The sequence below is a fragment of the Pseudomonas sp. ASL8 genome (genome assembly GCF_056680355.1).
Window position 1 is genome coordinate 1,031,349 of record NZ_CM155278.1, and the last position, 23,845, is coordinate 1,055,193.

At 58.5% G+C, this 23,845-nt stretch carries 18 protein-coding genes; 13 read left to right on the top strand and 5 right to left on the bottom strand.

Features of this window, described 5'->3' with window-relative positions; all coding sequences use genetic code 11:
* Nucleotides 1-80 precede the first annotated feature (80 nt).
* Entirely contained in the window at nt 81-1,571 is a 1,491-nt protein-coding gene (gene amaB, locus AC1MEA_RS04740) for an L-piperidine-6-carboxylate dehydrogenase (RefSeq protein WP_480916969.1), read from the bottom strand.
* Between the two features lie 179 nt (nt 1,572-1,750).
* Here amaB and AC1MEA_RS04745 point away from each other — a divergent pair, with 179 nt between their 5' ends.
* The 4 genes from AC1MEA_RS04745 to AC1MEA_RS04760 all read left to right on the top strand — a co-directional run bounded on the left by AC1MEA_RS04745 (nt 1,751) and on the right by AC1MEA_RS04760 (nt 6,074).
* A complete protein-coding gene (locus tag AC1MEA_RS04745; RefSeq protein WP_219062459.1) occupies nt 1,751-2,653 on the top strand; it encodes a LysR family transcriptional regulator in 903 nt (300 codons plus the stop codon).
* Between the two features lie 108 nt (nt 2,654-2,761).
* Nucleotides 2,762-4,006 (top strand): nicotinate phosphoribosyltransferase, encoded by a 1,245-nt coding sequence (gene pncB / locus AC1MEA_RS04750; RefSeq protein WP_480916970.1) that lies wholly within the window; start codon nt 2,762-2,764, stop codon nt 4,004-4,006.
* 3 nt (nt 4,007-4,009) lie between these two features.
* The gene (gene nadE, locus AC1MEA_RS04755) at nt 4,010-4,837 is read left to right on the top strand and encodes an ammonia-dependent NAD(+) synthetase (protein ID WP_219062457.1); all 828 of its coding nucleotides are present in this window, start codon (nt 4,010-4,012) and stop codon (nt 4,835-4,837) included.
* A gap of 211 nt (nt 4,838-5,048) precedes the next feature.
* Complete coding sequence (locus AC1MEA_RS04760) at nt 5,049-6,074, top strand: 2-oxoadipate dioxygenase/decarboxylase family protein (protein WP_480916971.1); 1,026 nt, start codon at nt 5,049-5,051, stop codon at nt 6,072-6,074.
* A gap of 72 nt (nt 6,075-6,146) precedes the next feature.
* On the opposite strand, the gene AC1MEA_RS04765 is transcribed toward AC1MEA_RS04760, so the two are convergent.
* Complete coding sequence (locus AC1MEA_RS04765; RefSeq protein ID WP_480916972.1) at nt 6,147-8,129, bottom strand: sigma-54-dependent Fis family transcriptional regulator; 1,983 nt, start codon at nt 8,127-8,129, stop codon at nt 6,147-6,149.
* 516 nt (nt 8,130-8,645) lie between these two features.
* Between AC1MEA_RS04765 and AC1MEA_RS04770 the strand changes: the two genes are divergently transcribed.
* The 7 genes from AC1MEA_RS04770 (at nt 8,646) to AC1MEA_RS04800 (ending at nt 18,587) form a co-directional block, all read left to right on the top strand.
* Nucleotides 8,646-10,589, top strand: coding sequence for a hydantoinase/oxoprolinase family protein (locus AC1MEA_RS04770; RefSeq protein ID WP_480916973.1), 1,944 nt, complete (start codon nt 8,646-8,648; stop codon nt 10,587-10,589).
* Between the two features lie 2 nt (nt 10,590-10,591).
* Entirely contained in the window at nt 10,592-10,993 is a 402-nt protein-coding gene (locus AC1MEA_RS04775) for an acetone carboxylase subunit gamma (RefSeq protein WP_257604373.1), read from the top strand.
* 40 nt (nt 10,994-11,033) lie between these two features.
* On the top strand, nt 11,034-13,181 hold the full coding sequence (locus AC1MEA_RS04780) for a hydantoinase/oxoprolinase family protein (protein ID WP_480916974.1): 2,148 nt from the start codon (nt 11,034-11,036) through the stop codon (nt 13,179-13,181).
* Nucleotides 13,182-13,227: 46 nt separating this feature from the next.
* Nucleotides 13,228-15,504: a hydantoinase B/oxoprolinase family protein gene (locus AC1MEA_RS04785; RefSeq protein WP_480916975.1), complete on the top strand. Its 2,277-nt coding sequence runs from the start codon at nt 13,228-13,230 to the stop codon at nt 15,502-15,504.
* Nucleotides 15,501-16,373: a hypothetical protein gene (locus AC1MEA_RS04790; protein WP_480916976.1), complete on the top strand. Its 873-nt coding sequence runs from the start codon at nt 15,501-15,503 to the stop codon at nt 16,371-16,373. Before AC1MEA_RS04785 ends, AC1MEA_RS04790 begins: the two co-directional genes overlap by 4 nt.
* A gap of 108 nt (nt 16,374-16,481) precedes the next feature.
* Complete coding sequence (locus tag AC1MEA_RS04795) at nt 16,482-17,777, top strand: CobW family GTP-binding protein (RefSeq protein ID WP_480916977.1); 1,296 nt, start codon at nt 16,482-16,484, stop codon at nt 17,775-17,777.
* A gap of 114 nt (nt 17,778-17,891) precedes the next feature.
* Nucleotides 17,892-18,587, top strand: a complete 696-nt coding sequence (locus AC1MEA_RS04800; protein WP_480916978.1) for a hypothetical protein — start codon at nt 17,892-17,894, stop codon at nt 18,585-18,587.
* 38 nt (nt 18,588-18,625) lie between these two features.
* Here the strand turns inward: AC1MEA_RS04800 and azu are convergent, their stop codons facing one another.
* Nucleotides 18,626-19,072, bottom strand: a complete 447-nt coding sequence (azu, locus tag AC1MEA_RS04805; RefSeq protein ID WP_219062448.1) for an azurin — start codon at nt 19,070-19,072, stop codon at nt 18,626-18,628.
* A 359-nt stretch (nt 19,073-19,431) separates the two neighbouring features.
* Between azu and AC1MEA_RS04810 the strand changes: the two genes are divergently transcribed.
* Both AC1MEA_RS04810 and AC1MEA_RS04815 read left to right on the top strand, forming a co-directional pair.
* A complete protein-coding gene (locus tag AC1MEA_RS04810) occupies nt 19,432-20,019 on the top strand; it encodes an LOG family protein (protein WP_480916979.1) in 588 nt (195 codons plus the stop codon).
* Nucleotides 20,020-20,127: 108 nt separating this feature from the next.
* Nucleotides 20,128-20,313 (top strand): hypothetical protein, encoded by a 186-nt coding sequence (locus AC1MEA_RS04815; protein WP_219062446.1) that lies wholly within the window; start codon nt 20,128-20,130, stop codon nt 20,311-20,313.
* Between the two features lie 98 nt (nt 20,314-20,411).
* Here the strand turns inward: AC1MEA_RS04815 and AC1MEA_RS04820 are convergent, their stop codons facing one another.
* The gene (locus AC1MEA_RS04820) at nt 20,412-21,314 is read right to left on the bottom strand and encodes a transglutaminase family protein (RefSeq protein WP_322277968.1); all 903 of its coding nucleotides are present in this window, start codon (nt 21,312-21,314) and stop codon (nt 20,412-20,414) included.
* Nucleotides 21,314-23,809 carry a circularly permuted type 2 ATP-grasp protein gene (locus AC1MEA_RS04825; protein ID WP_480916980.1) on the bottom strand — a complete coding sequence of 832 codons (2,496 nt, stop codon included), beginning with the start codon at nt 23,807-23,809 and terminating at the stop codon, nt 21,314-21,316. Before AC1MEA_RS04825 ends, AC1MEA_RS04820 begins: the two co-directional genes overlap by 1 nt.
* Between the last annotated feature and the right edge of the window lie 36 nt (nt 23,810-23,845).

The window sequence follows — 23,845 nt, forward strand, 5'->3', positions numbered from 1 at the left end:
CCATCGCTTCGCGAACAAGTTCGCTCCTACAGGATTTACGCAGAACCTGTAGGAGCGGGCTTGCCCGCGATGAGGGACTGTCAGTCGAACGTAATGCCCTGCGCCAGCGGCAATTCAAGGGAGTAGTTCACCGTCGCCGTCTGACGACGCATGTAACCGCGCCATGAATCCGAGCCCGACTCACGACCGCCACCGGTTTCTTTTTCACCGCCGAAAGCGCCGCCGATTTCCGCACCGCTTGGGCCGATGTTGACGTTGGCGATCCCGCAGTCGCTGCCCAGTGCAGAAATAAACTGCTCGGCTTCGCGCACGTCCGTGGTGAAAATGCACGACGACAGGCCTTGCGGCACGGCGTTGTTCAGGCGCACGGCTTCAGCGAAATCGTCGTAACCCACCACGTACAAAATCGGGGCGAAGGTTTCGGTGCAAACCACGTCGCTTTGCTCTGGCATTTCGACGATGGCCGGGGACACGTAGTAGGCATCAGGGAACTGCTCAGCCAACTGGCGCTCGCCGCCGAATACTCGACCGCCTTCGCTCAGGGCCTGTTCAAGGGCGTCCCGCATATTTTCGTAGCTGTTTTTGTCGATCAACGGACCGACCAGATTGCCTTCCAGTGGATGACCGATGCGCACGTTGGCGTAGGCGGTTTTCAGGCGGCTGACGATTTCGTCCTTGACCGATTCGTGGGCAATCAAGCGACGCAAACTGGTGCAGCGCTGACCGGCCGTACCGACGGCGCTGAACAGAATCGCGCGCACAGCCAGATTGAGGTCGGCGCTTGGGCCGAGGATCATCGCGTTGTTGCCGCCCAGTTCAAGAATGCTGCGGGCAAAGCGTGCCGCGATTTTCGGCGCGACTTCGCGACCCATGCGCGTGCTGCCAGTGGCACTGATCAGCGCAACACGCGGGTCGTCGACCAGCGCTTCGCCGGCTTCACGCCCACCGATGACCACCTGGCTCAGGTAAGCAGGCGCATCAGGGAAATGTTTGAGCACGCCTTCGAACAACGACTGGCAGGCCAGTGCGGTCAGCGGGGTTTTCTCCGACGGTTTCCAGATCACGGCATTGCCGCAGACCAGCGCCAGTGTCGTGTTCCAGGCCCAGACCGCGACAGGGAAGTTGAACGCACTGATCACGCCGACGACGCCCAGCGGGTGCCAGGTTTCGCGCATATGGTGACCAGGGCGCTCGGAAGCGATGGTCAAACCGTACAACTGGCGCGACAGGCCGACGGCGAAATCACAGATATCGATCATTTCCTGCACTTCACCCAGACCTTCCTGAGTGATCTTGCCGGCTTCCCACGACACCAATGCACCCAGCTCGGCCTTGTGCTTGCGCAGGGCCTCACCGAACAGACGAATCAGCTCACCACGGCGAGGCGCCGGGACTTTACGCCAGGCGTCGAACGCATGTTCGGCACGGGTGACGTGCTGCTCGACTTCCGCTCGCCCTTCCCAATGCACGGAAGCGATACGGCTGCCATCGACAGGCGTGTGCACGGCCTGATCGCCTTTCTGGTACAGGGCGGGATCGACACCGAGGCGGTTGAGCAAGTCGGTAAGCATGTTGTCTCCTTGATTCTTGAAATGAAAAACGGAAATCGAAAGATGGGTGAAGCGTCAGGCTCTACTAATAGCTGGCCTGAGACGTGCGAACAAACGACCATTAGGCGAGATATCATTCCGTTTATTCATGCTGCCCTCCCATCTGCACGTGGCAGCCTCGAAAAACATAAGGCCTGAGCATGCTCAACAAACGTTATCTGCCATCAATCACCGCGTTGCAATGCTTTGAGGCAGTGACCCGGCACTTGAGTTTTACCCGCGCGGCCGAAGAGCTGAACCTGACGCAAAGCGCCGTCAGCAAACAAGTCGCCCAGCTTGAAGAGCTGGTGCAACACTTGCTGTTTCGCCGCGTGCGCCGACGCCTGCAATTGACTCCGGCTGGCGCGCTGTACCTGGGCGAAGTACGCAAAATCCTCACGCAGGTGGAGATGTCGACCCACTACCTGCGGTCCTACGGTGGCGAAACCGAAGTCCTGCGCGTGTCCACGCCATCGACCTTCGGTGCCCGCTGGCTGGTGCCCCGGCTCAAAGGCTGGCGATTGCGCCATCCGCACATCCACCTGGACCTGATGGATGAACAGGAACCCGACGACCTGATTCAGGGCCGCTGTGACCTGGCGTTCTATTTCGGCCAGGGCGCACGGCCGGGTGCCGAGTCGGTAAAACTGTTCAGCGAAGAACTTATTCCAGTCTGTGCGCCCGGCAGCCTGCCGGACAAACCGTTTACCGACCCGACCCAACTGAGCGAGCTGGTGCTGCTGCAAAGCGCCTCACGCCCGCAAGCCTGGCATGACTGGTTCGACAGCCAGGGTTACCACACCGAACACAGCTACCACGGCCCGCGCTTCGAGACGTTTTACATGTGCATACGCGCCGCACAGGTCGGGTGCGGGGTCGCGCTGCTCCCGCGGTTTCTGGTCGAAGAGGAGCTGGCGGACGGTAAGCTGGTGATCCCCTGGCCCCACGCGCTGCCCAGCCATGACGCCTATTACCTGGCCTACCCTGAGCACACGGCAGAAGTGCCGAAAATCCGCGATTTCGTGCGCTGGATGCTGGAACAGTTGGATAACCCGACAAGTTAGGGGCGACAATGCCGGCCCAGCAGCCCGCACGGACGTCAGCAGCGCCTTTACAGCGTTGCCCGAGCGTTGCGAGCCCAACCCCATCGGCTGCTCTGGAGAGCTGACAACATGAGTGAGAGCGCCTTCTCCGATCGCATCGTGCAGAACCTGCTCGACACCGACTTCTACAAGCTGACCATGATGCAAGCGGTGCTGCACAACTACCCAAACGTCGACGTGGAGTGGGAGTTTCGCTGCCGCAATGGCGAAGACCTGCGGCCTTATCTGGCCGAGATCCGTCATCAGATCGAGCTGCTCTGCGAGCTGTCCATGAGCGACGCTCAGCTGGGTTTTCTTGAGCGCATCAGCTTTATGAAGCCCGATTTTCTGCGCTTCCTAGGCTTGTTCCGCTTCAACATGCGCTATGTGCAGACCAGCATCGAGAACGGTGAGCTGTGCATCCGTCTGCACGGGCCGTGGCTGCACGTGATCATGTTCGAAGTGCCGCTGCTGGCGATTGTCAGCGAAGTGCGCAACCGTCATCGCCACTCCGGCACATTACTCGTACAGGCGCGTGATCAGCTGTATCGCAAATTCGACTGGCTATACGCCAACGCCACCGCCGATGAGTTGGCCGAACTGAAAGTGGCGGATTTCGGCACCCGCCGGCGCTTTTCCTACCGCGTGCAGGAGGAAGTCGTCACTGTGCTCAAGCACGACTTCCCCGGCCAGTTCGTCGGCACCAGCAACGTGCAACTGGCCCGCATGCTGGACCTCAAACCGCTCGGCACCATGGCCCACGAATGGATCATGGCCCACCAGCAACTCGGCCCGCGGCTGATCGACAGTCAAAGTGCCGCGCTCGATTGCTGGGTCCGTGAATACCGTGGCCTGCTAGGTATTGCCCTGACCGATTGCATCACCACCGACGCCTTCCTCAACGATTTCGATCTGTACTTCGCCAAACTGTTCGACGGGTTACGCCATGATTCCGGCGACCCGATCATGTGGGCCGAAAAATGCATTGATCATTACCAGAAGCTCGGCATCGACCCGATGAGCAAGACGCTGGTGTTCTCCGACGGTCTGAACCTGCCGAAGGCGCTGGATATATTCCGTGCGCTACGGGGTCGTATCAACGTCAGCTTCGGCATCGGCACCAATCTCACCGCCGACATCCCCGGTGTAGAGCCATTGAGCATTGTGCTTAAAATGACGGCTTGCGCGGGTCAGGCCGTGGCGAAAATTTCCGACGAACCCGGTAAGACGCAATGCAAGGACCCCAACTTTGTCGCCTACCTGCGGCATGTGTTCGAAGTGCCTGCGAGCCCGGTTTCCAACCCTTCCGTTTCTGCACAACCTGTTAAGGAGTGAATCATGCAAGCCGTACAGCTCCAGATCGCTGAACAGCTCAAGGTCCAGCCACCTTTCGCCGACCAGAATGCACTTGAAGCCGAGGTCGCCCGACGGGTCGCCTTTATCCAGCAATGCCTGCAGAACGCCAGGCTCAAGACCCTGGTACTGGGCATCAGTGGCGGCGTCGATTCGCTGACCGCCGGCTTGCTCGCGCAGCGCGCCGTCGAGCAGTTGCGTAAAAGCACCGGGGATGAAAGCTATCGGTTCATCGCCGTCCGCCTGCCGTATCAGGTCCAGTTCGACGAGCACGAAGCCCAGGCATGTCTGGAGTTCATTGCGCCGGACGAGTCGCACACGGTCAATATCGGTCCGTCTGTGCAAGCGCTGGCAGCGCAGATCAAGGCGTTCGAAGGCCAACACGCCAGTGCGGTGGATTTTGTGATGGGCAACACCAAGGCGCGGATGCGCATGGTCGCGCAATACACCATCGCCGGCGCGCGTCAGGGGCTGGTGATCGGCACCGACCATGCGGCGGAAGCCGTGATGGGCTTTTTCACCAAGTTCGGCGACGGCGCCTGCGACCTGGCACCGCTCAGCGGGCTAGTGAAAAATCAGGTCCGGGCCATCGCCCGCAGTTTTGGCGCCCCACAATCGCTGGTGGAAAAAGTCCCCACCGCCGACCTTGAAGACCTGGTACCCGGCAAACCGGATGAAGCGTCCCACGGCGTGACCTATGCCGAGATCGATGCGTTCCTGCATGGCGAGCCGGTCCGCGAAGAAGCGTTCAACATCATCCGCGACACCTACGCAAAAACGCAGCACAAGCGCGAACTGCCATTCGCGCCGTAAAACAACACAGAACCCACGCAGGAGCGGGCTTGCCCGCGATTGCGGTGTAACTGACGCACCGTATCAAGCTGACTCGCAGGCAAGCCCGCTCCTGCAGAGGGATCGCGTTTCAACAATAGAAAACGGAATGAACCTGCCGTTTTTTTTCGCTTGTCCGGCTGGCTGATCAACGCTTTCATAGGCACCTCTCATTCAGCCAGAGCCGCTGCCCATGTCCTCGTTCCAAGGCCTTTTCTCTCTCGTCGCCTCCGTCGTCGGCCAACCCGCTGCGCAGTGGCTTGAATCCCACGTCGAAGTACCGGAAAGCCTGCACGCCTTCAGTTGGAGCGAGACCGCGCTGCACCGCGCGTGGCTGGCTGAAGCGCTGAACCTGTGCCTGCTTCACAAGCTGGTGGAGGCTGTGCCGATGGGCCGCCTGTATGTCGAGGAACAGGCCGGACAAGGGCGCAAAGTGCTGTTCGACCATGGCGCTATCAGGACGGTGGACTGGGTCGCAAACGGTGAACTGCCGCGGGGTCGCCTGGCGTTTGCCCGGCTACTCGAACCGCTGGGTTTTACCGATGTGCGCACGTATCCACTGACCAAACTGAACATGACCGGCTGGGGTTATCGTCAGCAGGATCTGCCGGAAGATATCGCCCAGTTCTTCGTCTCCGAACTACACCCTGGTCGTTTCAGCCAAGCCTTTCAGGCAGCTGTAGGCCGCATAGTCGGCTCCAGCCGCGATCCGCTGAACGCCGAGCACTCGAGCATCCTCAACCGCCTGCAACTGACCCGCCACTGCACCTTGGCCGAAGCGTACCGCTTGCTGCCGGGGCTGTATGAAGCATTCGGGCGCCAGCATGGCGTGGTGCAGCACGCGGATTATCAGCAAGTACTGAGCGAGAGCGCGGAAATGGCCTGGATCGCCACCGAAGGCAATAGTTTCAATCACCTGACCGACCGGGTCACCGACCTTGAGACCCTGGTGGCGGAACAGAACCGCAGAGAACGGCCAATGAAGGCCAGCATCGAGGTGTCTGCTTCGGGCAGGGTGATGCAGACCGCCTACAAAGCGTGCACCGTAAACCGCGCACTGGCGGACGCCAACGGGCAATTGCACGAACATCAGGTGCCCGGCTCGTTTGTCGAATTTATCCAGCGCAAGCTCGACCCCATCGACGACAAGCTCGACCTCAACTTCGACAGCAGCAATGCGCAGGCCATCTTCAAGATGACCGAGTCGAGACCGACATGATCACCGTCAGCCAGCCAGTAGCCTGAACGCGTCCTGGAAGTGCAGCTCCACGAGGCGCGATTCGCACCGACTTCAGCCTGAAGTTGATGACCCCGCCTCTCCCGCTTCACGGTTGATTCCATAACGCTTTATACGCAGGTAAAGGGTGCTTTTTGCGATGCCAAGTTCCTTCGCCACCTGCGTCAGGTTACCTCGACACCGCTCTATCGTTTTGGAAATGACCTGGCACTCTGTTTCCTTCAGGCTGCCAATGAGACTTTCGCTCTGCTGAACAGCCGTTTTCCGCACATAGGAAGGCAGGTCAGAAAATCTCAATACTGTGCCCCCCATCAGTAACATACCCTCTACCACATTGCGCAGTTCCCGGACGTTACCCGGCCACGCATAGGCCATTAGATGCCCCAGCAGGTCGTCGTCCATGTGTGGAACTTGAACACCGTGTCGATGGGCTCGGCTTATCAGCAAATGTTCAACCAACCGAGGAATATCTTGCTTACGCTCGCGCAGTGGAGGAATCGTTACGCTGGTCACCGCGATCCGATAAAACAAGTCACTCCGAAACCGTTGATTGGCCACATCTTCGCGCAAATCACGGTGGGTTGCCGCGACCAGCCTAAAGTTTACTTTGCGTGGTTCTGTCTCGCCCAGCCGGTATATCTCCCCCTCTTCCAGCACCCGAAGAAGGTAACTTTGCAACTCCAGGGGCATTTCGCCGATTTCATCCAGAAACAATGTGCCCCCGTCTGCGGCTTCAATCTTGCCTTTCATGCCTCCACGGCGGGCCCCGGTGAACGCCCCGTCCGCATAACCGAACAATTCGCTGGAGAGCAGGTCCTTGGAAAGACTCCCACAGTTAATGGAGACAAACGGCCCGTTTTTGCCAACACCTGAATAGTGAATACCCTGCGCAAAAGCTTCCTTGCCAACCCCGGTTTCCCCGTGCAAAAGGACCGATACGTGAGAGTTGGCCAGTTGCCTGGCTTTTCGCAGAGACTCGACAAGCGCCGGGCTCTCTCCGATGATGCTGTCGAACCCTCTGCGCTTTTCACAGTCTTCGTTGCGAGCCAATGGGGTGATAGACGGTCGGACCAGTGCTCTACTCGGCACGCGTATCAACGTGCCTAAACGCACACCTTGCGCGCTGATTGACTGCAGCCAATCGGCAGATAACCACTGTGGTAAAACGCCCATCAAACGTCCGTAGTCGTCCAGGCTCAATGACGGTAGACGGCAGTTATTGGCGACGTTGAAATCGATGCCTCGGGCCGTCAGCGCACCATAAGCCTGAGCATTGGCCTTGATCAGTAAACCATTGGCATCGAACAGCATGATCCCCTCGCCCGCTTCTCTCCACAGATCGACAGAGGCGTCCAATAGCCGGTAGCGATTGGCGGCGTATTGCTTGGCTAATGCGGACTCGATCCGGTCAGCCGTGGTCACCGCCAGGGCAAGCGTGTGGCGGTTGTAAGTCTTCGACTCTCCCGAAACGTTCAGAACACCCAGAATCTGACCATCAGAAGGGTCACGGATGACGGTGGCCGAACAGGTCCACTGCTTGATGCCTTCGCAGAAATGCTCTGCCGCGTGAACCTGTATGGGGCCTTCCAGCAACAGTGCAGTGCCAATCGCATTGGTCCCGCAAACGTCCTCGCCCCAAGGGCTGCCAGGGAGCAGATGAATGTGCTCGGCGCTCCTGAGCGTATAGGGGTCACCGCCCGTCTCGATAATCATGCCGCTGCTGTCGGCTAAAACGATGACGGTGCCCGTCTGCGCAAGAAACTGGTTGGCCATCGCCATCGCTATTGCGCTGACGTCCAGCAGGCGTGCCTGCCCCCCACGGATCGCCGCGAGCTGAGCCTGGGTTACCGGTTCCGGCGCATGTCGAAGCGTTGGGTTGACGCGTTTGTCCAGGCAGCGCCTCCACGAGTCCCCCACCGGATAGCGCAATACCGAAGCAGGTGTTTCGACGCCGCTGAGGACGCCCTCCCACGCAGCCAGTATCTGACCGTCGTGTTCTGGTCGTGGATAGACGAAATCCAGGTGCGAAGCATTCATCAACACATCCTCTTTTCTTATTATGTATGTGCCCGCCTGGCAGCACAGCGAAGGGCTCAGCGCTCTATATAACGGCGAACGCCACTTTTAGGCCATGTCCCTACATTGCAGTTTGTCCTGACTGTACCTCTTCACCTGGGCGCCCGACCACCCTCCAAAGACGAAGAGGACGAATGGCGTTGGGCTGAACGTATTGAACATGGCTCAAGGACATCCCTGTTTATACGGATTGGGACCGAACGAAAGTCATCCACTCATCCGTCCGAGAATCAAACGCCCGACGCATAAAACAACCCGATACACCTCGGACTTATAATTTAATCACTTAAAAATCAGACAGTTATAAATAATAAATTTACTGGCATGCCGCTTGCTATTTCTTATTCGGCAGCCCTAACAATCTGCCGTACACAGTGATGCGTCACACGCTCAAGAGCCTAAGCCGGTTACGGCAATACGGAAGACTGTGTTGTTCAAACACTGGTCAACTGATAACAAACAAAAGGACATAGACCCGTGACACTACAAATCAATATTGATAACGGTGGAACGCTCACCGATATCTGCATACTCACCGATAACGACGTCAAGAAAACCAAGGTACTCACCACGCCCTATGATTTAAGCAATTGCTTTTTTGAAGGGTTGAAAAAAGCGTCCGGCGTGCTCTATGGCGAACCCGATGTGCAGCGGTTACTTGAGGAAGTTGACCTGATCCGCTACTCGACAACGCAAGGCACTAACGCAATATGTGAACGAAAAGGCCCCAAGCTCGGGTTGATTACCAGCCTTAACAACCGCGAACTTTCAGACCAACTAAGGCAGCATGACGCCGACTTATATGACGCCTTGGTCGGGGTACGCGTCAGTTTGCTGGACACCGACTCCCTGGGCGTCGAACAGGCCGAGATGGAGATTGTAAAATCCATCAATGCGCTGACCGCGGCGGGTGCCAATCGCATCGTCGTCAGTTTTGCGGATAAAAACTTCGAAGCGCTGGAAAATATTTTCCGCAAAGTAGTACTCCGTAAATACCCTCGTCATCTACTGGGGGCCGTCCCTACGTTGTATGGCAGCGACCTGAGTATGGATGCGGACCCGGTACGCCGCACCTGGACCGCCCTGATCAACTCCTTTCTTCATCCGGCAATGGAGCAGTTTCTGTTCAATGCAGAAAACCGCTTGCGTGCCTTCAACACCAAAAACCCGTTGTTGATTTTTCGCAACGACGGCGATGCGTCTCGCGTCGCCAAGACGGTGGCAGTGAAGACCTACAGCTCCGGTCCGCGCGGTGGTATGGAGGGGATGAAGTCTTTTGCCAAGCGCTATGGGATGAGCGACGTTGTCGCGATTGATGTCGGTGGCACGACGACGGACATCGGCCAGTGCATCAACGGCAACGTGGCTGAAGTGCGACGCGGTCGTGTCGAAGGTATCAGCGTTTCATTCCCCCTCAGTGAAATCACCAGCGCCGGGGCTGGTGGCAGTTCAGTGTTCAAGGTGGTCGACAAGAAAATCGTGATCGGCCCGGACAGCGTCGGCGCCGTGCCCGGACCGGCCGCCTTTGGTCGTGGCGGCACGCAAGCGACGATTACCGATGCCAGCCTGCTCTCCGGTTTGTTCGATCCAAAATCCTATTTTGGTGGCGGCATGCAGCTGGATCTGGACCGCGCGGCAACCGCCATCGCCATCCATATCGCGACCCCCTTGGGGCTGGAACCCGATGACGCACTGAGCGCGATGGAAACCGCGTATGAAACCAAAATCGCTCAGGAAGTCCTCCGCGTTACACAGGTCAGTAACGAGACGGTGCTGCTGGCTTTTGGCGGCGCAGGCCCACTGAATGCCTGCGGTGTGGCTGAAAAAGCCGGAATCAGTCGTGTCGCGGTTCCCTGCATGGCGGCGGTGTTCAGTGCTTTTGGCATTGGCACTTGCGATATATCGCACCGCTACAGCGCTGTGCTGGACGCCGATCAACGCACCCAGGCGGGTGTCGATGCCGCACTGGCAGAGCTCAGTATCAAAGCCGGGCGTGACATGTTTGCCGAAGGCTTTCAACCGGGCGATTACGACATCGAATCACGCCTGTTCGTCACCGATGCCAAGGGCAAAGAACTCGTTCATCCCTTGGACAAGACGTCGAACGTACGCCTTGCATTCGAGGGCGCACACAGCGCCGAACTGGAAGTCACGGCGATCAAGCGCCTGCGTCAGGACGCTCATCAAGCCGCTCAGTTCACGCCGCTCAACGCCGCCACAAGCAGCGTTACCCGCCATGTACTCACGCGCGACCAAGGCCGTATCGATGTCCCGGTTTATCGACTGGCGGATTTGAAGGCTGGCGATTATGCCCAGGGGCCGGCGATTCTCGAAGAGGACTTCTTCACCTGCAAGGTGCTCGACGGTTGGACGTTTGCCATCAGCGACCACCAAGACATCTTATTGAACAGGAAGGCATGACCATGAAAGTACAGATGACTGAATACCTGCGTCTGGACCTGGACGCCGAGCTATGGGAATGCCGTGTTTGCGACCACATCATCGGCACCGCTCACACCGGATACAAGGAAGGCATGCTGGTGTATGACCGCGATCCACGGGACATCCATCCGCCCATCCTCGCGCCGGAAAAATACCGCTACACCTTCAGCCCGGACCCGGAGTGGGTGCGCATCCTGGAATATTACTGCCCAAAATGTGGCACCCAGGTTGAAACCGAATACGTCCCGCCTGGCCACCCTCCCCTGCATGACATGCAGCCTGATCTACCGGCCTTGCGCGCGCAGTGGGCGGGCCGTACCGAAGTCACCGAGGTTGCAGCTGGACCTGCTGTAACCCTCAGCTCAGACGACCACAAACACTAAACAATTCACTTCCACTCACTACAAGAACAAGGGAAATGATATGAGACGCGTTTCTGTCGATATCGGTGGAACATTCACGGATTGCTTCGTGGTCTGGGATGGCAAATACATCGAAACCAAGGCGCTGACAACCCATCACAACCTGGCACTGGGCTTCAATCAGGCGCTGGGTAAAGGCTGCAAGATATTGGACCTGGAGTTGGCCGACGTCCTCTCCAGCGTGGACTCGGTTCGCTATGCGACCACACTGGGCACCAACGCATTGATCGAGCACAAGGGGCCCAAGATCGGCATGCTGGTCACCTGTGGCTACGAGGCAACCGTCCCTCTGAGCCGTGGTCGCGGGTACGGCGAAGGCCTGGATATCCTGGGCCAGACCGACATACCCAACGCCAGCCGACCGAACCCGCTGGTGCTTCCCAGCATGATTCGAGGCGTGCGCGAGCGTCTGGATTTCGAGGGCAACCTCGTCATGGCCCTTGATGAAGACAACGTTCGTTTGCAGATTCGCGAGCTGGTGAATCGCGGCGCCCAGATCATTGTCGTCTCGCTGATCAATTCCGTGGTCAACCCGGAACACGAGCAACGCATCGAAGAGATCTTGCAGGAGGAATATCCCTCTCACCTGCTGGGCGCTATTCCCATCATCCTGTCTCACCAGGTATCCGGCCGTAAGGGCGAATATGTACGTTCGGCATCGGCGGTCATCGACGGGTATCTGCACTCCACCATGTACCACGCGCTGTCGACGCTGGAACAGAATCTGCGCACACACCATTACGAACAGCCAATGCTGGTTATTCATAACTCAGGCGGCATGGCCCAGCTCAACTCCACCGATGCACTGCAAACCATTCACTCCGGCCCTGTATCGGGCATCGCTGCCTCCGAGCATCTGGCCATGCAGGCCGATCTCGGAAACGTTGTCGCCACCGACATGGGAGGCACCAGCTATGACATCGGCATCGTGGTAGAAGGCGGCGTTAAACACTATGACTTCAACCCGGTCATCGACCGCTGGATGGTGTCCGTGCCGATGGTGCACCTGGTGACGCTCGGGGCGGGCGGCGGTTCAGTGGCCAGCTATGACCGCATGTACAACACGGTCAAATGCGGGCCCGAGTCAGCCGGCTCAGACCCAGGCCCTGCCTGTTACGACCGTGGCGGCTTGAAGCCCACGGTGACCGATGCCGACTTGGTGCTGGGCTACCTCAACGCAGAGAACTATGCAGGAGGCTCCATCCCCCTGAATACGCGCCGCGCCGTCACCGCGATCGAAGACGCCATCTGTGAAGAGTTGGAGTGCGAAGTGATCGAGGCAGCGTTGCTCATCCGCGAGAAAGTGGATGACAACATGGCCAACGGTCTATTCACCGAGTTACGCGCCCGAGGTTACGACCCGAAAGATTTCACCATGTTGGCCTATGGGGGCAACGGGCCGCTGCACTGCTGCAGCATCGCGCAGAACCTTAACATCGACAAAATTCTCGCGCCGCCTTTCAGTTCGGTGTTCTCGGCCGTGGGCGCAGGCAATATTCACCAACTGCACATCCACGAAAAATCACTGTACATGGTGCTGTACGACTCCAATTCCCGTCACCTGTTCAACGACTACGACCGCTTCAACGATATCGTGTCCGAACTCAAAGAGAGGGGCACTCAGGACCTGCTGCGCCAAGGCATTGCCCGCCAGGACATCCGTCATAACCTGGAACTGGACATGCGCTACGGCAACCAGCTAGTCCAGACAACGGCGGTCATTCCTCAGCACACCGTCCATGGCCCCGCCGATATCCTGGCGTTGATAGAACAGTTTGCCAGCGACTATGGCAGCCGTTTCGGGGAAGGATCACAGGCCCCGGAAGCCGGCATACGCATCAACACTATTCGCGTGGCCGCGTTTGTACACCATGAAACCGTGCAATTCGGCAACATCAAGCCCGTGCCTGTAGAGCAACGCAAACAACCCCCGGCACCTTCCTCCACTCGCAAATGCTACTTCGCGGGCCACAAAGAGGCCTTCGACACCCCGGTATGGAATCGTTCAGACATTGATCCTGGGGTGCAAATACGTGGCCCGGCCATTGTGGCTTCTGAGGTCACCACCTTCCTGGTCAACCCGGGCTGGAACTTCGTCGCCGCACTGCAAAACGCCTCTTGGTTTCTTCGCGATCAACTCACGCATTGATGCATTGATCAACTGAAACTTTATGAACTCAAGAAAGGATCTAGACATGAACGATCTTGCTATCAACGTCCCTAGCCTGACACCCAGTGCAGCAGATGCGGCGCTCATCAAGAAATTCCTTGAAGACACGACGCTATTCCTCGCCCCTGACCCGGAAATCATGAACAACCATGATTTGATGCCTCGCTCGGAACAAGAGGACATCAGCATCCGTAAAGACTGCGATGCCCACACCATTGCCAAGATTCGTGACCGACTCCAGTCCGGTTGTGATGAAGGCTACGAGATGGTCGAACAGATGGGTGCCGCGCCTGGGGCTAAATGGGGTGACGTCATCACTGGCGTCTACTCGGCATCCGGGGATCTGGCCATCGCCAGCGCCGGCGGTGTGCTGCTGTTTTCAGCGCTGGTGCACCACCCCATCAAGTTCATTATCAAGAACTGGATCAACGAACCCACGGTGGGCGTACGCGAGGGCGATGGTTTTATTCACAACGATTCGCGCTATGGCAACGTGCACAACACCGACCAGAGCATGATTCTGCCGATCTTCCATGAAGGCAAGCTGGTGTGCTGGGTGGCCGCCACGGTTCATGAAGGGGAAAACGGTGCTATCGAACCCGGCGGCATGCCGTCCATGGCAGAAAGCCCGAGTGACGAAGGGCTGAAAATGAGCCCGTTCAAGGTGGTTGAAAACTACCAGATAAAACGCGACTTGCTGACCTTCCTGCAAAACTCGGTACGCGAGCCCAAGCTCCAGTACGAGGACATGAAGGTCAAACTCTACGGTTGCCTGCGCATCAAGCAGCGTATCGAAGACGTGCTCAAGACTGACGGCCCGGATGCCCTGATCGCGACCCTGCGCCTGACCATGGAAAACGTGCGCACCGAAGTCAAACGCCGCATCAGCGAATGGCCGGACATGACCGTGCGGACCTACATCATTCAAGACTCCACGTTGCGCGAAAACTGTATCGCCAAAATCAACTGCCAACTGACCAAGAAGGGCGACCGACTGATCTTCGACTTCCGGGGTTCGGCGCCGGAGTTTACCAACCGCCCCACCAACACGGTTCTGGCCGGGCTCAAGGGCATGCTCTCGCAATTGGTCATGTGCTACATATGGCCCGACCTGCCGCGTGGACAAGCGGCCTTTGCACCTATTGAGGTCGTCACCGACCCCTATTCCATTCTCAACTCGTCTTACAACGCGCCCAACTCGCAGAGCCTGATGTCCATCTTCACCGGGTTCACAGCGGGCCAGCATGCCGTCGCCAAATTCCTCTATAGCTGCCCGGAGAAGTACACCAAGGTCCATGCCCCTAGCTTCAACATGATCAACACTTTTATCTGGGGTGGCGTCAGCCAGCATGGCGAAACGCTCGGCAACCTGTGTGCCGACCTCAATGGCATGGGCGGCGGCGCACGCGTGGACATGGATGGCGAGCCAGGCTTGCAACCTATCTTCGCCACGATGGCCGACGTCGGCGAGCAAGAACTCAACGAAGAAGACGTGCCGTTCCTGCAACTGGTCTCCAAGAAAATGACCCGCGATGCCATCGCGCCGGGCAAATACCGTGGCGGGCAGGGCTACACCATGATCGTGGCCACCAAGGACAGCGAAGAGTGGGGCTTCATGACCACCGCCCAGGGCGCAAAGGTTCCGCCGCTCCAGGGACTCTTCGGCGGGTATGCCTGCGGCACCTATCCGCTCTCCAAAGTCAAAGGCGTGGACGTTTACGATGTTCTGCTCAATGAACCGGAAAAGTTCAAGCACTCCATCGAGGAAATCATGAACGAGCAATCCTTCGAGGGGGCCGATTACACCACGCACCACATGGGCATGGGCTTTGAAATATCCAACCGGGGCGAACTGTTCATGATTGCCCAAGGGGCTGGCGCAGGCTACGGCGACCTGCTGGAACGGGACCCCGCATTGATCGTTAAAGACCTGGAAGAAGACCTGATCTCACATGGCGTGGCCGAACGTTTGTACAAGGTCAAGATTGCACCCGATACGCTGATTGTCGACCAGAAGGCCACCCAGGTGCTGCGCGATAACGAGCGCAAGGACCGGCTCTCCCGAGGTATTCCCTATGCGGAGTTCATCAAGACCTGGAACAAACCCAAACCACCGGCTCACCTTCCCTACTTTGGCTGCTGGGGGGACGATGCAGACATACTCTACATGGGCACCCCGGACAAAACCCGCCGGGCCAACGAGCCCATGCCCAACTACATGCGCCATCCCAAAGATGTACGTATCGAAGAATTGGAAGCGCGGCTTTCAGCAGTCGGGGCGTCGATGGATGAAAAAAGATGAGCACGCCATTTGCCGAACAGTTGCCCAAGCCGGCAGGCAACGGGGCCATACGCTTATGGCTTAAATCATCCGCCTATACACGGCGACTGCTTCAAGGCTCTGCGGAGGCCGATGTCTGGACCCATGCGGCGAGTTTTCTCGCCTGGTTTTCCCAGTCGCACGGGCTGCTCAAACCGGAGGTAGCGATCCTTGAAGTCGGCGAGCTTTTTGACGCCTGGATCGCCCGCAACGGTGGGCTGGAAAGCCGCCTGGGCAAGCGCCGTCGGCCCACCACCGCGTTACGCGCCCTGTTGGCAGAAGAGGAACCCAAAGCGTTGCTCGCCGAGGTCATTGATGCGGTCGACGCCCACCTGCGTGGGCGAGTGCCGCTGGTGCTGGCGATGCCTTCGCCACGGCATTGGCTGAGCCATGCCAACCGGCTGGCCAATCAACCTGACGAAGCGCCCGATGCCGACACCGTAGAGGATGCCAGCATTTACCTGGCCGACCTGTTGCGCGCCGTCTCCACCAAGCCGGTGAGCGGTGTGCTACTCGAGGAAGCCGCAGGCGATACAGCCTTCAGCGCCGCCGACCTGGAGCGCTACAGTTCTGTCGTCAACGTTGCACGGCATTATCGCTGGTCGCTCGCCCTGCGCTTGCCTCCGGGCACGCCCATGCCCGGCAGCGGGCTGGAGGACTTCGACGCGGTGATCGCACAGGGCGTGCGTGACACTGGCGTGTCGTCTAAAGGACGGGACATCAGCGCCGAGTTTACTCACAGCCCTCCCCACCCGCTGGCCGACGGTGAGTTTTACTTTGCATCGGTCGATCCTGGGCTGCATCCCGAGTCAGTACTGGAGACCCTGGAGTTGTTGCGCAAGCGGGCCTGAGTGGCATCGATACAGCGTGTCCCCACGAGCCCGGCCGGTGTCGGGTCCGTGGGGACACGCCCTTAATAACAACAATCGTATCATCGGCTTTTGGAGACTATTCCAATCATGAAGACCTCTACGCCTGCTCTTTCTCTTGTCACCGCCCCCCCTAAAAAAGAAGCAATAGACCGTATTCCTGTCACCGTGCTGACCGGTTTCCTCGGCTCGGGCAAAACCACACTGCTCAACTACTGGGCGAGCCAGCCCGGCATGTCGGGCGTTGCGCTGCTGGTCAATGAGTTCGGCGACGTCGGCATTGATCATCACTTGGTGGATCATGTCAGTGAGCAGATCGTGCTTCTGGATTCAGGCTGCCTGTGCTGCCGTACCCAAGGAGACCTGGTTGGCGCCCTAAAATCCTTGTCCGAACGTAGCGCGCGTCAGGACATTGCGCCCATCACCCGCGTCATCATCGAAACCACTGGTCTGGCCGACCCGGTGCCGATTATTTACACCTTGATGGAGGATGCTTTCGTCAAAGCCCGTTATGTGTGCGATGGCGTCGTCACGACTGTTTCTGCGATGCATGGGCATGAACAATTGCAACACTACTCAGAAACCACACGGCAAATTGTGGCGGCAGATCGCCTCTTGATCACCAAGTGCGACCTCGCAGGCACCCAGGCAGTGGAGGGGCTGCAAGCCAGCCTTTCACGACTCAACGCACACGCGGCTCAAACGCTGGTGCGCAGGGGGCAGGCGCCTCTGGACGTATTAGTGGGCAATGGCCTGTATGGGCGTTTGCACCTTCAGAAAGTCAGCCTGCCGAACTGGATGGGAACAACCCACATCCCGCTTGTGGCAGACCTTGATTTGACACGAGTCAGTAACGATGTAGAGGCCAATAGCGATCAAGACAGCAGCAGCGGCCCGCGCCTTCGGCCAGCTCAACCCACTCAACATCACACCGACGAGACTCACAGTTTTGTCGTGCGCTTTACCCGGGAAGTCCCCTGGTTCGGATTCTCACTGGTGATGGGCCACATACTGCGCAAGTACGGCAAACACCTGCTGCGCGTCAAAGGCTTGATGCTGGCTGCAGATGACTCGCGCCCACTGGTCGTGCAGTGTGTGCAAGACGTTGCGTATCCGCCCGTACGTCTGCCGGCCTGGCCAAAGGAAGGCGCGTTTGCCGATGGGTGCAGCCGGTTGGTATTCATCACCCGCGGTTTGCCAAAGGATCACATTGAATCCCTGTGCAACGACTTGTCCAACTTGCCGGCAGATCGGCCCGCGCTTAGACAAAGTGCGGCGGATTTAACCCTGCCGACACGCTGCTGGTTTTCCCAGCGAGTCCCGGTCATGAACAACCAAAAACTACAACACGGTGGATGGTTCGTTCAGTCAACCCAACTGAAATGACCCGAAGGATTTTCAAGCGGAAGTAGGAAACTTCCTGATTTCCGCTGACCCATTGAACCTGTGTGGCACCCGAGGCAACCTGTTGTCAGACGTTTCGCGCAAGGATTCAGATGAATGCTCAGAGCCTACAAGGCTTATCACCTTCAACACCTGTCGATGATTCAGCGCGCCTGGTTTTTTCCCCTGTTCGCTGGCCTCGGCGTTATCAGCTGGATTGCAACCGCCACCTGCGAGTCCCCCGCCAACGACAGCGGTTATCGCAGCAGCACCCACTTTATGCTAATTGGCGAAATGCCCGCGAACACCGCCCTGCGGGGAACGGCCCAATACGATCCGATGCCAGGCCAGCGCGACTGCCCTTATCACCACCCACAGTTACACCTGGACACTCGCCCAAACGATTTACCGCAGACATTCAGCTTTGAAGTCCCGTTGGCGTGGCACCTTCCAGACTGCACGCTGCTGTTGAGCGAAGTGGATTTCGTCACGGAGGGATTTTATGGGGCCGGGTACGCGCAACGCAGCAGCACGACCAGCGGCGCAATTGCAGTGCGTGATGCGCTGCAAAAAGGTGTACCGGGGTTCCCCGAATCAGGGGAAAAGGAATATCGCGGCGTATGCAGTTGGCAGACGTATACCCAGATGGATAGGCAAGACCTGCAATCGCTCATGACCTGTCATGCCGCGAACCGGCAGTGGACACTGATCGGCGATCAGCGCAGGCCACGTCGCCCGGGAGGTGCGGTGAGCCGTAATGAGCTGGCGGGAAAAACCATCCGCATGACGTTCAGGATGGTCGAAGCGTCATAGCCCGGCGCGGGGCCGAGCCATGACACTGTGCGCACGCGTTATTTCAGGACGATAGCGCCTTTCATCATGCTGATGTGGCCTGGGAACGTGCAGAAAAACGCGTATTTCTCAGCAGCATCAAGCTTCGAAACATCGAACGTCACCGAGTCTTTTTCGCCAGCACCAATGACTTTGGTGTGTGCAATGACACGGGCATCGCCTTCTTTCAGGTAGTTTTTGTCGACACCGGCACCGATACCGTCGGTAGCGACGGGCTGCGCGTCAGCTTCTTTGGCCAACACCCAGTTATGACCCATGACATTTTTTGGCAGGCTGCCGGAGTGAGTCAGGTTCACGGTGAAGGTCTTGCAGCTTTTATCGACAGTGATTTCTTTAGTGCTGTAGGTCATCTGATCCGTGGAATCAATGTCGACCTTGCACTCTGCCGCCAACAAATGGCCACTGGCCAACGTCAGCAGGGATACAGCGACAAGTTTACGAAGCATGGTGAATCTCCAAGGCAGGGTAATTTTTTGAAAAAACTGTCTGTTGGAAGACTGCCTGATCTGCGGTCAAGTTCCAATGACCTGCGTCAACGCAACGCATGTCACTGTCTACAGCTATCGACGTCATCGAAACAATCAACCAGCCAAGCGAGTTGCGACGCCCTAACATGGGGCCATCATCACTCACTGGAGCGTACATCATGCACCTCAACGGACTGTTTCGCAGCTTGTTTGCCGCTTATGCGTGCGGCGCCAGCGGTACCTATGAACACCATTACGATTAACCCGGGCGCGACTGGCGCTTGGACTGGGGTGCCCGAACCCTTACTCTGTGGGCGTCGATGACCATGGAGCAGGCAATGTCTTTAACATCCGTATGTATATTTTGCGGTGCCAGCACCGGCACCAACCCGGTGTACCGTGAAGCGGCGATTGCGTTGGGCCGTACCTTGGCTGAACGCAAGTTGACCCTGATCTATGGCGGCGGTGCCGTCGGCCTGATGGGTATCGTGGCCGATGCCGCATTGGCGGCGGGCGGCGAAGTGATCGGGATCATTCCCGAAAGCCTGCAAAATGCGGAAATCGGCCACAAAGGTCTGACCCGACTGGAAGTCGTCGATGGCATGCACGCCCGCAAAGCGCGCATGGCGGAACTGAGCGACGCCTTTATCGCCTTACCGGGTGGTTTGGGGACGCTGGAAGAAATGTTCGAAGTCTGGACCTGGGGCCAGTTGGGCTATCACGCCAAACCGCTGGGGCTGATGGACGTGAACGGTTTCTACAGCAAACTGACCGACTTTCTCGACCACGTGGTCAGCGAAGGTTTTGTCCGCGAGCAGCACCGCGGCATGCTGCAGATCAGCGAGTCGCCGAGCGAACTGCTGGAGGCCCTGGAGGCCTGGAAACCCTTGGCAGCCCCGAAGTGGGCAGACCAAAAGCCGACCTGACCCGCCTGTCAAAAGCCTCGCAGAGACCGTTGAGCACACAACGCCGTGTGCCCGACCCGGTTCTCAGGCAGAATAGAGGCATTTCCCGCCTTATACAGAGGACCGCCCATGGCTAAACCTAACTATTCCTTCGCCAAACGTCAGAGAGATCTGGCAAAAGAGCAGAAGAAAGAGGAAAAGCTGCAGAAAAAGAATGCTGCCTTGACTGAAACCGGCGCAGAAGGCGAAACCGTTGAAGGCCAAGAGCCTGCCGACGACGCTGAGGCGACTCCAGAGCAAACGCCTGCTAGCTGAAACCGCGGGGCTTCGCCAATCGACGAAGCCCGTACGCCACGTCTGTCGTTTATGCGGCAGACCATGGCACCTCCCCCTTCAGAATGTATTCACCAAGATCAATCGGCCTCGGCGCTGACCGGCATCACCGTCACCCGAACCTCCGGGTCATGACTGCCTCCCCCCAGAATCACCCCACGCAACGGCGATACATCGGAGAAATCCCGGCCCCAGGCCAGGCTTATGTGCTCCAACGCTGGCTGCACATTGTTGGTCGGATCAAAATCGACCCAACCCAACACCGGACAAAACACCGAAATCCAGGCATGCGACGCATCTGCGCCAATCATGCGTGGCTGGCCGGGCGGTGGCTGGGTGAGCAGATAACCGCTGACATAGCGTGCCGCAAGGCCGCGTGAGCGCAGGCAGGCAAGCATCAAGTGGGCAAAGTCCTGACACACCCCGCGTCGATTTTCCAACACCTCGACCAGCGGCGTTGCCACCTGAGTGGCTTCACCGTCGAAGGTGAACTCACTGAAAATCTTCTCCATCAACGCCTGCACGCACAGCAATAACGGCTGATCGTGCGGAAAACAGCTTTCGGAGAAGTCGACGAAGGTTTGTTTCAAATGCACATACGGTGACTCGAAGCGGAACCGGCACGCTTCGAGAATCGCTGGTGACATCGGCCGCCCGCTGTAGGTCAAGGCGCTGCGCGTGGCATCCCAATCGGCGGACAGGCTAAAGTCCAGCGACGGCCGAGCCAGCACTTCGACCCGCAGTCGTGCGTTGACCTTCAATTCATCATGCGGCCTTTCGAACGCCAGGCGCGTGAGCGGATTGCCAAATACATCCAGCTCATCCCGTCGGCTGGTGGGCGTCGGGTTGATCAACAATTGCTGCTCGGTACAACGCTGCCAAGCACAAGGCCGTGGCCACAAATGCGCCAATTGCTGCGCCAGGGACACCGGGCTGTCGTATTCGTAATGAGTGTCGTGAAAAATCTGGTAATGAGCACTCATCAGACGGACACCGTGCGCTGGCTGACATCATCGACGTGGGCAAAATGGCGCAAGGCCAATCGGTCCGACACTTGGCCACTGGCCTCGCCGATGCTCTGCAGCAAATCGGCCAGACCATCGAGTACAGCGCGCACGCTGCCTTGGCCGAACAGCGAATTCTCCAGGCTGCCGAGGTCGAAGGCCGACAGGCGCCTGATCAATAACGGCAAGCTGGTATCACGAGGCGCGCCGAAGTCTTCGTTCAGACGGACCAGCGAACTCGACACCAGCTTCAACTGGAACAACACCGCGTGCGGGTTTTGCTCATCGAGCAACAGCAAGTCGAGCACCGGGATCAATTGCGGCACTGCCAGGTAGCGCGAGCGGTAGGTGATGCTGCTATTGCCCAGCTCCAACAGCCACTCCAGGCCCGCGTCATCGTTTACCGCGGCATCGCGCAGGAACGCCGCCAGGCTGGTACTGAGAAACCGTAGCCGCTCGATACGCCGACCGATCATCAAAAAGCGCCAGCCTTCATCGCGGGTCATGTCGTCCAGGGCAAAACCGGACAAGGCTGCCAGCGACATCACCAGACGGTTGAGGAAGTCCAACAACTCACCAAAGTCGGGATCGTCTGTTTCCAGGCTCATGGTTTCGCGCTGCAGTTCAACCAGCGCTTGCCAGTTTTCTCGCGACAGCTTGCCGCGCACTTGCGATGCCGCCCACTGCAGGCGGTGCAGGTTGGCCCGCAGGCTGAATACGCCGTCTTCGCCCAACAGTCCGGCGAGCAAACGCTCGTGCAGTTCGCCCCCCTCTTCCTCGTCTGGCAGCAAGTGCAGGCTCTCGCCCAGCTTCACCGCTGCTTGCAGGGCCAAAGGGTCGTCGCCATCGACATAACGCGCCAGCATGATCCGCAACAACCGTGCGCTGTCATCGCAACGCTCGCAGTAGCGGCCGAACCAGAACAAATTCTCTACCACCCGCGATGGCAGATAAGGATCACGTCGAATCAAGTCACGCACACCCAGGGCACGCTGACCTTTCCACGGTTCGACACCATAGACACGCTCACCCAAGACCCAGGTGTCCTTGCTCGCTCCGCCGCGCTGCATCGACACCACGTCGGCATCGGCCTCGGCCGCCACCCGGGTCAATCCACCCGGCAGCACCCGATAACCGTCGGCGCTGGCGACGGCATACACCCGCATGCCAATCGCCCGAGGTTGCAACTGATCGCCATCGGTTTGCCAGACAGGTGCATGGGACAGCTGCGCCAACTCCTGCGCAACATACGCGTAAGGTCGGGCCTGCATCCGCTCCGCCAATGCCTGACGCTGCTCGGCATTCAAATCGCGGCCAAACACCGGCGTGAAACTTTGTGACGGGAACGCCGGCTTGATCAGCAGTTCGGGAAGTTTTTCCAGCGCCTGGGCCAGCACCGGAGGTTCGCCGCACCACCATGTCGCCACGGATGGGAGGATCAATTCTTCACCAAACAGGTGCTGATTGATTTTCGGCAGAAAGCCCAGCAAACCGGGCGATTCCAGAACGCCGCTGCCCAAGGCATTGGCGACCAGTACCCGTCCCTGACGCACCGCTTCGAGCAAGCCTGGAACACCCAGCGCTGAGTCGGTGCGCAATTCCAGTGGATCGCAGAAGTCATCATCGAGCCGACGCATGATCGCGTGAACCCGACGCAGGCCGCTGAGCGTTTTCAGGTAAACCGTGGCGTCGCGCACCGTCAGATCGCCGCCTTCGACCAGTGGATAACCCAGTTGGCGAGCGAGATAAAGGTGTTCGAAATAGCTTTCGTTGAAGCGGCCGGGGGTCAACAGGACCACCAGAGGCGCTTCGTTGTCGCTGGGCGCCTGGCGCACCAGCGTCTCTTGCAAGGCGCGGAAAAAGCCCGACAGGTGCTGCACCTGCAAGTCGCGGTACATGTCAGGGAACGCACGCGAGACGATTTGCCGGTTCTCCAACGCGTAACCGGCACCCGAGGGCGCCTGAGTACGGTCGGCGGTTACCCACCAGCGGCCATCAGGGGTGCGGGCCAGATCCACGGCGTACATGTGCAGGAACGTGCCTTCGGGCGGTCTCACGCCCTGACACGGCCACAGAAAATTGTTATGCCCGAACACCAGCTCCGCCGGCAGCAAACCGTCGGCGATCAACTGCTGAGGGCCGTACAGGTCGGCCAGCACCGCATTCAGCAACCGCGCCCGCTGAGCGATGCCTGCGGCGACCTGCTGCCATTCCTGAGCGGGTATCAGGTGCGGCAGCAGATCCAGCTCCCAGGGCCGGTCTGCGCCTTTTGGATCGGCGTAAACGTTGTAGGTCACCCCGTTTTCCTGAATCTGCCGAGTCAGCAGCGCCTGCCGCTGCATCAATTGTGCGGGCGTGCTGCGTTGCAGATGCTCATACAGGCGCTGCCAATGCGGACGAACAGCGCCGCTGGCATCCAGCATCTCGTGATAAGTACCCGCAGTCAGCGGGTAACGGTCAAGCAGGTCGGGCATGAAGGGCTCGGCAGACAACAAAAGACGTCAGATTAG